Genomic DNA, 8,888 nt, shown 5'->3' with positions numbered 1-8,888 from the left:
TTGTGTGTAGGCTTCTTCATTTGAAAATTATATCGCTGAAAAACCCTTTACAGATAGGTTTGTGCAACAAAGCCGTTGAAAAGCATGATCAAGTTCGATCATGCTTTTAAGAGAGGTTTTTAATATTCAATTCCCATTTTTTTTAATTTTGAAATTAGTGTCGTAGGATTAATGCCTAACAGTTTAGCTGCACCCTCATCACCAAAAATTTTCCCTTCGCATTGTTTGATTGCCAGTTGAAGATTTGTCGTTTCTAACTGTTTGAGTTGTTGTATCGTCAGGATTTGTTCGATTGCTGCGGCGTGATTGTGCTGTACGGTCTGAGATGGTTCTTGTTCCAGTAAATATTGGAAAGAAACAGCACCGTGTTTGGCAGTGATTAATGCACGTTCCAACACATTTTGTAATTCACGAATATTACCTGGCCAGTCGTAGTGTTGCAGTTCGAGTATATGCTTTTGTGAAAAAGGTAAATAAGGCACTTTACGATTTTCGCTGATCAGCTTGGTAAAGTGCGAGACCAGTAAAGGAATGTCCTGTTTACGTTCACGTAATGCAGGAGAATGGATTGGGAATACATTCAGACGGAAATATAAGTCTTCACGGAAGTTTTTCAGCTTCACTTCTTCTTTTAATTTTCGATTAGTGGCAGCAATAATCCTGACATCAACGTGTCGTGTTTTTTCTTCCCCAATTCTTTCGAAAGTCCCTTCTTGCAATACTCGGAGCAATTTGCTTTGTAATTCGAGTGGAATCTCGCCAATCTCATCTAAAAATAAAGTCCCTTGATCAGCAAGTTCAAAGCGTCCAGCTCGATCACGAACTGCGCCTGTAAAAGCACCTTTAACATGTCCGAAGAATTCACTTTCAAATAATTCAGAGGGGATCGCCGCACAGTTCACACGAATCAGTGGATGCTGTTTACGGTGACTGGACTGGTGGATGGCACGTGCGATTAACTCTTTTCCAGTTCCTGATTCTCCATAGATCATGACATTCGCATCAGTAGATGCTACCACTTTTATTTTTTCAATAATTTGTAGAATGGCTGGGCTATTACCTACAATTTCATGATATTGATTTTCTTGTAAAATTTCTTCTTGTAGATATTCATTTTGTTGCTCTAAGCGGCTTTTTAAATCTTGTAATTCTTCTAGCGCATGTGTGAGTTGTTTTTCAGTATTTAAACGTTCAGTAATATCTCGGAAGACCACCACAGCACCAATGATTTCACTGTCACGGATGATGGGCGTACTGGTAAATTCGACTGGAAAATAGCTACCATCACGTCGCCAGAAAACTTCTTGGATGCCTTCATGAACAATACCGTCATGCACTGCAGCATAAATTGGACAATCTTCAACAGGGTAGTGCGTTCCATTTTCATGAGTATGGTGATGAACCTTATGGATATTTTTACCAAGAACATCTTCGGGTTGTAAACCAAGCATTTTTGCGCCAACGGGATTAATAAAGGTGCATAGTCCTTGTTTATTAATGCTGTAAATACCATCACCAACGGAACTCAGTAATAAATGTTTGCCTGTATCTGAGTCAATAAACATCTCTTGTAAGGCTTGCCATTCTTTTAGCCCTGCACGAATGACCTTGTCAGCATTTTTGTTAAATTGGCGTAATTCAAGATCTTTGACATCGACCAATGACCAAATGAGGAGATTTTTATTTTTATAAGGCAGACGAATGGCGGTGACATCGAGTTGTATTTTTTCATGTTCTTTATCAAAAGCATATAGCTCATTGTTCCAAGCATAACCCTTACAGAGTGCTTCGTCTGTAAACGCCATAAGATGTGGCAATTGATTGATGTGTCCAAAAACAGAAGTAACTGTTTTGGCAATCAATTCATGTCGTTCATAGCGTAATAATTGAGACGCGCTAATATTCAAATCGATAAAGCGATTTTGATGTGGGTCGATCACGATTAATGCTTGAGATGTATGCTCAAAAGCAAGCGGGCGAATTGAATCTTCAGAAGACGCCCAATCAGAAATAAAATCGATATTATTCATGCTATGAAAAATCGTAATCTTAACTATGAATTTTCATAATACTACGAAAAACCGTAGCTATTCAACACATTTTTATTTTTATAAAACTCCCATAAATAAATAATAAAAATATATTTTTCAATAATATAAAACTTTTAAAACAGCATTTTAATCATGTTGGCATGGCTCTCGCAATAACACGGATAGACCAAAACAGTTGGTTGAATTGAAACCGTAGATATGAGGAACGGCTATGCCAAAAGTTGATATTGAACAATACAAAGATGGTGATTTTCTTGTCGATTATGAAGAAAAGGTATTTGAGGATGTGAAAGCTCAGCCGGGTGAAAAGGCATTGGTGACTTTCCATACCGTTGCATTTGAAGGCTCTATTGGCTTGGTCAATGTATTACAAGCAAAACGATTATTACGTAAAGGCTTTGAAACCAAAATTTTGCTGTACGGTCCAGGTGTGCAGTTGGGGGTACAACGTGGATTTCCAACATTGGGTGCAGAAGCATTTCCGGGACATTTGGCAGTGAATAATCAACTTAGAGCCTTTATGGAAGAAGGTGGTGAAGTTTATGCCTGCCGATTCGCATTACAAGCGCTATATGGTCAAACCGAAAAAGCATTAATGCCAGGGATTCGTCCAATCAATCCTTTGGATGTAATGGACTTAAAATTACTGATGCGTCGTGACAATGCACTGATCATTGATACTTGGACTGTTTAAAGATTTAAGAAAGGGGAATAAGACATGAATCAGATTGTAAAAGCAGCAGCAGTACAGTGTAGTCCAGTGCTTTATAACCAAAAGGAAACCGTACAAAAAATCTGTAATACGATTTTCGAGTTAGGTAAACAAGGCGTACAGTTTGCTGTTTTTCCTGAAACGGTAGTGCCTTATTACCCTTACTTTTCTTTTGTACAACCACCGTTTGCAATGGGTAAGGAACATTTAAAACTGCTCAATGAATCTGTAGTTGTCCCTTCTGAAGCAACCTTTGCGATTGGTCAAGCCTGTGCTGAAGCAAAAATGGTAGTTTCTATTGGGATTAATGAGCGCGCGGGTGGAACAATCTACAACGCACAGCTGTTATTTGATGCTGATGGTTCAATCATTCAGCATCGTCGAAAAATCACCCCAACTTATCATGAGCGTATGGTATGGGGACAAGGCGATGGCAGTGGTTTACGTGCAATTGATTCTGCTGTGGGACGTGTGGGTTCACTGGCTTGTTGGGAGCATTACAACCCTTTGGCACGTTTTGCCTTAATGGCCGATGGTGAACAAATTCACGCAGCAATGTTTCCAGGATCATTGGTTGGTCAAATTTTCGCAGATCAGATAAGCGCCACTATTCAGCACCATGCTTTGGAGTCAGGTTGTTTCGTAGTTAATGCGACTGCATGGCTACATCCAGAGCAACAACAACAAATTATGAAAGATACCGGTTGTGAAATTGGCCCAATTTCGGGTGGATGCTTCACCGCTATTGTCTCGCCTGAAGGGAAATTTTTGGCCGAACCTATTACTCAGGGTGAAGGATACAGTATCGCGGATCTTGATTTTTCATTAATTGATAAACGTAAACGCATGATGGATTCAGTTGGTCATTATAGCCGCCCAGAATTGTTAAGTTTATTGATTGATCGTCGTCCGACACAGGTATTGCATGAGCTTAAAGTTGAATCCTCGGATTTAACAAATCTCGAAAAAATTTCCAGATTTACAGAAGAGCAGGTTTAAAGCTTATTAAACCAATTCTAAAGAGAGGGGGCGAGTATGTCTGCAATACAACTTTTGACTGATTTGCAATGTAACGGTCTGAAATGGGACGGTGAATTTGGTCTATCTCGTAAGGGCGGTGCAGGGCCAAGTGATCATAAAGCACTCAGCCTAGATGGGCAGACGGTGATGATTCCAGTGTTGAATCTAGCTGCACAAGAGTCTCCATACAGTGCTAAAGCTGATCCAGATTCTGACCAAGTGATCGTATTTAAAAACAGGATTCCTGTAGCAACTTTAACAGCCCCATCTCGTCCAAAGTTTTATGACTTGACCACTGACGAAGATATTCCATATGAGCAAATTGCAACTTTGCATAGCCACGACGTCTTGGCAACAACAGTATTACAACATTGCATTCGTATGAATGATAAAGCTACGGCTTGTCAATTTTGTTCGATCGACCAATCGTTAAAAAGTGGTCGTACTTTAATTCGGAAACGTCCAGAGCAGCTCGCAGAAGTTGCAAAAGCAGCTGTGGAACTCGACGGTGTACAGCAAATGGTCATTACCACTGGCACACCCAACACTCCAGATCGTGGAGCAGAGATTTTATATGACAGTGTGAAAGCTATTTTGGCCGAAGTGAATTTGCCTATACAGGTGCAATGTGAACCACCCGATGATTTTACATGGTTTCAGAAGTTAAAAGATGCAGGTGTGGTGTCAATTGGTATGCATCTTGAAGCGGTAAGTGATCGTGTACGTCATAAAATTATGCCGGGTAAAGCAGAGGTTTCTCTCGATACTTATTTTGCAGCATTTAAGGCGGCAGTTGAGGTATTTGGTCGGGGACAAGTAAGTACCTATATCTTAGCTGGGCTAGGTGATACGGAAAATGAAATCATTGAAATGACCGCTAAATTGACCGAGATGGGCGTTTATCCGTTTGTAGTGCCATTTGTACCCATTCAGGGAACAGCGCTTGAACATCATTCAAAACCCGAGCAAGCCTTTATGCAGGCACTCTATCCAAAAATTGGTGAGCAACTCCGTCTACATGGACTTAACTCTGAAGACACTCAAGCGGGTTGTGCCAAATGTGGAGCATGTTCTTCACTGAAAGCTTATGAGTAGGAGAAATAGTATGCAACTTTCTGGTTATCCATGGTTAATAGAATTAAATGAAGAACTTAAACAGTTTGTCACAGATGACATTGTTATCAAAGTGGTTACTGAAGACTGGGAACGTCGTCAATATTATCGCCTGCGAGAGACAACTTTTCGCGATGAACAAAAGATTCTAAAAGAAGACCGTGATGAATATGACTTTAAAGCTCTAGGTATTGTTGCGATTGGGCAAATGTTTGGTGAGCATGATCGTGTAATAGGCGCTGTGCGTATTTTCCCAGACGGAACAAATACATGGTGGGGTGGGCGTTTATGTGTAGAGCCATTATACCGCCATCATCATGCTATTGGGAAAGCACTGATTAATGCAGCAGTGACGACTGCAAAAAATCTAGGATGTAAAACATTCTTAGCGACTGTACAGCAACAAAATGAGCGTTATTTTCAGAAATTATGTTGGAACAGTGTCCGTGAATTAATGGTTGCTGAAATTCCGCACATGATGATGCAAGCTCAAATTGAGCATTATCCGCTACAGCATGTGGTCATGCAGGCTTATATGCAAAAAGAGGTGGAATGATGATATCACTCAATCAACTTCTTGAATATTTAAGAAAAACTCCAGCTATGCAATCAAAACAGGTGATTGCCAAAAGTGTAATGATCCCGAATCTGGATAAAGTCAACTCTCTGCAAGCTTTGTACGCTTACCCTGGAGATGATACTGCTGCTGTTGCCGTCCAGGGACAATATATTTTACATGCGTGTGAAGGGATGTTGCCTAGTTTTGTTGCTAATCATCCTTATTTTGCTGGTTGGTCTGCAGTCATGGCAAATATCAGTGATATTGCAGCAATGGGTGGTCGTGCATTGTCAGTTGTGAATAGCTTTTGGCATACAAATGTTGAGCATGCTCAATTGTTAATGCAAGGCATGCAAGATGCTTGTACTGCCTATGATGTGGCAATGATTGGTGGACATAGCAATATTGCTGAAAATTATCAGCCAGCTTTATCTGTTGCCATTCAAGGTACAGCACAAAAATTATTGTCTGTTTTGCATGTTAAACCACAACAAAAGATTTTGATTGCTTTAAATCTACAAGGTCAATTTCATCCCAACACTGTGTATTGGAAATGCTTTGAACGTGTATCCGGGCGTATTTTGCAAGCACAGCTCTCAGTAATGCCGAAACTTGCCCAGCAAGGAGTAGTATATGCCGCACGAGATATTAGTAATGCAGGTGTTTTAGGCAGTTTGCTCATGCTACTTGAGGCAACGCAAAGTGGCGCAGACATAGACCTTCAAAAAATTCCAAAACCACAAAATGTGGACTGGCAGACGTGGCTACAAATATTTCCAAGTTATGGATTTTTGCTGACAGCTGATGAAGGCGAATGCGAAGAGATCATTGAGTTATTTGAAAGTCAGGGTATTTGCTGTGCAGTGATTGGTGAAAGTAATGCCAGTGGAAAAGTTCATGTGCATGATCAGAAGCAAAGTGCTCAATTTTGGGATTTTAATCAGCAAGAATTTACTGGTTTTAACTATGTCGGAATTTTAAAAAAGTTAAAGGCTCAGTCGGATCCGATTGAGCCGATAGAGAAGGAGGCAGCATATGCCTAGCGTTAATTTTACCGTGAAATGGCCGAATGGCGAGCTGATTCAATATTACTCTCCATCCACGGTGATTTATGAATATCTATCTAAAGGACATTCATATCCAGCAATACAGTTTTTAAAGCTGGCTGAAGATGGCTTATCTGCTGCATCAGAACGAGTACGAGTACGTTATGGCTTTGCATGTAGTTCAGCCATGGACAGCCTATCCACGATTAAACGCCAAGCTAACTTATTCGCCTTAAAAGACGAAGACCAAATTGAAATTACTGAAATGCACAATGAATAAGGAGAACAAGATGCTTAATATGCAAATTCAAGATTTACAGCCAAATTATGACGTCGTGATTGTTGGTGGTGGCCAGGCAGGGTTATGTATCAGTCATTATCTACAAAAAGCAGGGATTGATCATGTAATTCTAGAAAAAGAATCAGAGTTAACCCATAGCTGGCGTAGTAAACGGTGGGATAATTTCACTTTAGTTACCCCCAATTGGCAATGCTTGCTTCCAGAGCATCCATATAACTGCAATGACCCTGACGGATTTATGAAAAAAAATGAAATTGTTGAATATCTAGACGACTTCATTGAAAAACTGAGTCCACCAGTTTTATTAAATGTTCAGGTTAAGCATGTTGCAAAAATTGCACCGCAACACTTTGAAATTGAAACTAGTTTAGGTACAACTACTGCTAAACAATTAGTTGTAGCAGCTGGTGGTTATCACACCCCAATTTATCCAAAACTAAGTGATCAAGTGCCTGAGCAAGTGTTAGTTCTGCATTCAGAACAATATTTTAATGTGGAACAGTTACCTGAAGGTAATGTTTTGGTTGTCGGTTCAGGGCAATCGGGAGCCCAAATCGCTGAAGATCTACATTTGGCTGGTAAAAAGGTCTATCTTTCTACGGGAGATGCACCACGCTGTGCACGTTTTTATCGTGGTAAAGACGTAGTGAAGTGGCTTTATGAAATGGGCTATTACGAGACTACAGTCAAAGATCATCGATACAGTGAAGAAGTTCGTAACAGCACTAATCATTACGTGACTGGGCGAGATGGTGGTCGTGATATTGATCTACGTAAATTTGCATTAGAAGGTATGCGACTGCTTGGACGATTTGAGGATTATAAGGAAGGTCAGTTTGTATTCCGTCCAGATTTAATCCAGAACTTAGATATGGCAGATGCAACTTACAATCGTATTAATGCCTCTATTGATGACTATCTAGAGAAAAATAATATTGTGACTGAAGAACCAGCATCTGTATATCAGCCACTTTGGCAGCCAGAGCAGGAAATTACCCATATCGATTTAGTTGAAGAGAACATCACCTCAATCATTTGGTGTATCGGATTTAGACCAGACTATTCTTGGATTGATTTAGATATATTCCAGACAAATGGATATCCAAAACATGATCGCGGTATTACCGTTGACTCTGAAGTAAGCTTTATTGGTTTACCTTGGTTAAACACATGGGGTTCAGGACGTTTTATGGATGTTGCTAAAGATGCTGAGTTTATTGCTGATCATCTCATTCAACAATTAATTGTTACACCACAGCATATATCCTCAACATTATCATCATTGGCTTAATTATCAGGCAGCTGAATAGTCTCAACTTTCGGCTGCAAACAGTGGACAGATGAACCTGAACTTTTTAAGATTGATCCGATAATATGTCCCTTTCTTCAGTGACCCTTTGCAGCTCTTTTTTTAATTTCGCTAATTCTGTAGTTGGATCACTAGATTCTGTTGTCTTGGGCTGCTGTGGATCATAACGTTTGATCCAAGCATACAGACTATGTGTAGTGGTTCCTAAACGTGTAGCAACTTCAGCCACACTATGACCTTTCTCAGTGACTTGTTTTACTGCTTCAATTTTGAATTCTTCAGGGTATCGTTTACTGCTCATAAGCACCTCGTTAATTAGCCATTTTATCTAACTAAAAGGTGTCTACAAAATCGGTGGCTATTCATTGTTTTTATATTGATGTTGGTTCATTTTACACTAAAAAGTTATTCGTTAAGAAAATTTCATAAGCTTTCGTGAAATCGAAAGGGGATTGTTGGCTGCTCAATTTCAAAATGATTAAATAATCAATTGGTGATTTAGAGCGTAAACTTCGAATCGCTGAAAAGTTTAGATATAAAGGTGGCATAGTGGGTGTTGCAGAGAGTGAATTTTTGTTGACAGCTCACGACTTTAATAGTCGAAAAATGGCATATTAAGATGAGAGTAAGAATAGGGTTAAATAGATAAACTAAGACCCTATTTTTTGAATATTTTGGGTTGATAAACTCATAAATTAAGAGACTTCCGTCATAAATCAAAAAACGTACAATTTATTTGATCTTAAATTAATCAGCAAAATTATTTAATTCAAGAGA

8 protein-coding genes and 1 pseudogene are annotated in these 8,888 nt (G+C 39.5%); 7 read left to right on the top strand and 2 right to left on the bottom strand.

Annotated features, from left to right (window positions below; genetic code table 11):
- Nucleotides 1-119: 119 nt before the first annotated feature.
- Nucleotides 120-2,030: a sigma 54-interacting transcriptional regulator gene (locus PV763_RS16250; RefSeq protein ID WP_420938216.1), complete on the bottom strand. Its 1,911-nt coding sequence runs from the start codon at nt 2,028-2,030 to the stop codon at nt 120-122.
- Between the two features lie 232 nt (nt 2,031-2,262).
- Here PV763_RS16250 and PV763_RS16245 point away from each other — a divergent pair, with 232 nt between their 5' ends.
- Genes PV763_RS16245 through PV763_RS16215 form a run of 7 tightly spaced genes read left to right on the top strand, consistent with a single transcriptional unit; the run spans nt 2,263 to nt 8,093 of the window.
- The gene (locus tag PV763_RS16245; protein WP_279676506.1) at nt 2,263-2,745 is read left to right on the top strand and encodes an MSMEG_0572/Sll0783 family nitrogen starvation response protein; all 483 of its coding nucleotides are present in this window, start codon (nt 2,263-2,265) and stop codon (nt 2,743-2,745) included.
- Between the two features lie 24 nt (nt 2,746-2,769).
- Entirely contained in the window at nt 2,770-3,762 is a 993-nt protein-coding gene (locus PV763_RS16240) for a Nit6803 family nitrilase (protein WP_348960533.1), read from the top strand.
- A gap of 36 nt (nt 3,763-3,798) precedes the next feature.
- The gene (locus PV763_RS16235; RefSeq protein WP_348960534.1) at nt 3,799-4,878 is read left to right on the top strand and encodes an MSMEG_0568 family radical SAM protein; all 1,080 of its coding nucleotides are present in this window, start codon (nt 3,799-3,801) and stop codon (nt 4,876-4,878) included.
- 10 nt (nt 4,879-4,888) lie between these two features.
- Nucleotides 4,889-5,452, top strand: coding sequence for an MSMEG_0567/Sll0786 family nitrogen starvation N-acetyltransferase (locus PV763_RS16230; RefSeq protein WP_348960535.1), 564 nt, complete (start codon nt 4,889-4,891; stop codon nt 5,450-5,452).
- Nucleotides 5,452-6,498 (top strand): sll0787 family AIR synthase-like protein, encoded by a 1,047-nt coding sequence (locus PV763_RS16225; RefSeq protein WP_420938217.1) that lies wholly within the window; start codon nt 5,452-5,454, stop codon nt 6,496-6,498. The genes PV763_RS16230 and PV763_RS16225 overlap by 1 nt, the downstream gene beginning before the upstream one ends.
- The gene (locus PV763_RS16220; RefSeq protein WP_348960536.1) at nt 6,491-6,781 is read left to right on the top strand and encodes an MSMEG_0570 family nitrogen starvation response protein; all 291 of its coding nucleotides are present in this window, start codon (nt 6,491-6,493) and stop codon (nt 6,779-6,781) included. Before PV763_RS16225 ends, PV763_RS16220 begins: the two co-directional genes overlap by 8 nt.
- A 10-nt stretch (nt 6,782-6,791) precedes the next feature.
- Nucleotides 6,792-8,093: an MSMEG_0569 family flavin-dependent oxidoreductase gene (locus PV763_RS16215; RefSeq protein ID WP_420938215.1), complete on the top strand. Its 1,302-nt coding sequence runs from the start codon at nt 6,792-6,794 to the stop codon at nt 8,091-8,093.
- 79 nt (nt 8,094-8,172) lie between these two features.
- Here the strand turns inward: PV763_RS16215 and PV763_RS16210 are convergent.
- A pseudogene (locus PV763_RS16210) lies at nt 8,173-8,412 on the bottom strand (transposase); the annotation flags it as partial.
- Nucleotides 8,413-8,888: the final 476 nt, after the last annotated feature.

Origin of the sequence: Acinetobacter sp. AS5, assembly GCF_048957595.1 — a bacterium.
In the GTDB taxonomy this organism is placed as follows: Bacteria; Pseudomonadota; Gammaproteobacteria; order Pseudomonadales; family Moraxellaceae; genus Acinetobacter.
This window is presented reverse-complemented; position numbering and strand designations above follow the sequence as displayed.

Excerpts from the sequence above, each read along its gene's own strand:
- PV763_RS16250 (WP_420938216.1), bottom strand. The coding sequence starts at position 2,030 with ATGAATAATATCGATTTTATTTCTGATTGGGCGTCTTCTGAAGATTCA.
- PV763_RS16245 (WP_279676506.1), top strand. The coding sequence starts at position 2,263 with ATGCCAAAAGTTGATATTGAACAATACAAAGATGGTGATTTTCTTGTC.
- PV763_RS16240 (WP_348960533.1), top strand. The coding sequence starts at position 2,770 with ATGAATCAGATTGTAAAAGCAGCAGCAGTACAGTGTAGTCCAGTGCTT.
- PV763_RS16235 (WP_348960534.1), top strand. The coding sequence starts at position 3,799 with ATGTCTGCAATACAACTTTTGACTGATTTGCAATGTAACGGTCTGAAA.
- PV763_RS16230 (WP_348960535.1), top strand. The coding sequence starts at position 4,889 with ATGCAACTTTCTGGTTATCCATGGTTAATAGAATTAAATGAAGAACTT.
- PV763_RS16225 (WP_420938217.1), top strand. The coding sequence starts at position 5,452 with ATGATATCACTCAATCAACTTCTTGAATATTTAAGAAAAACTCCAGCT.
- PV763_RS16220 (WP_348960536.1), top strand. The coding sequence starts at position 6,491 with ATGCCTAGCGTTAATTTTACCGTGAAATGGCCGAATGGCGAGCTGATT.
- PV763_RS16215 (WP_420938215.1), top strand. The coding sequence starts at position 6,792 with ATGCTTAATATGCAAATTCAAGATTTACAGCCAAATTATGACGTCGTG.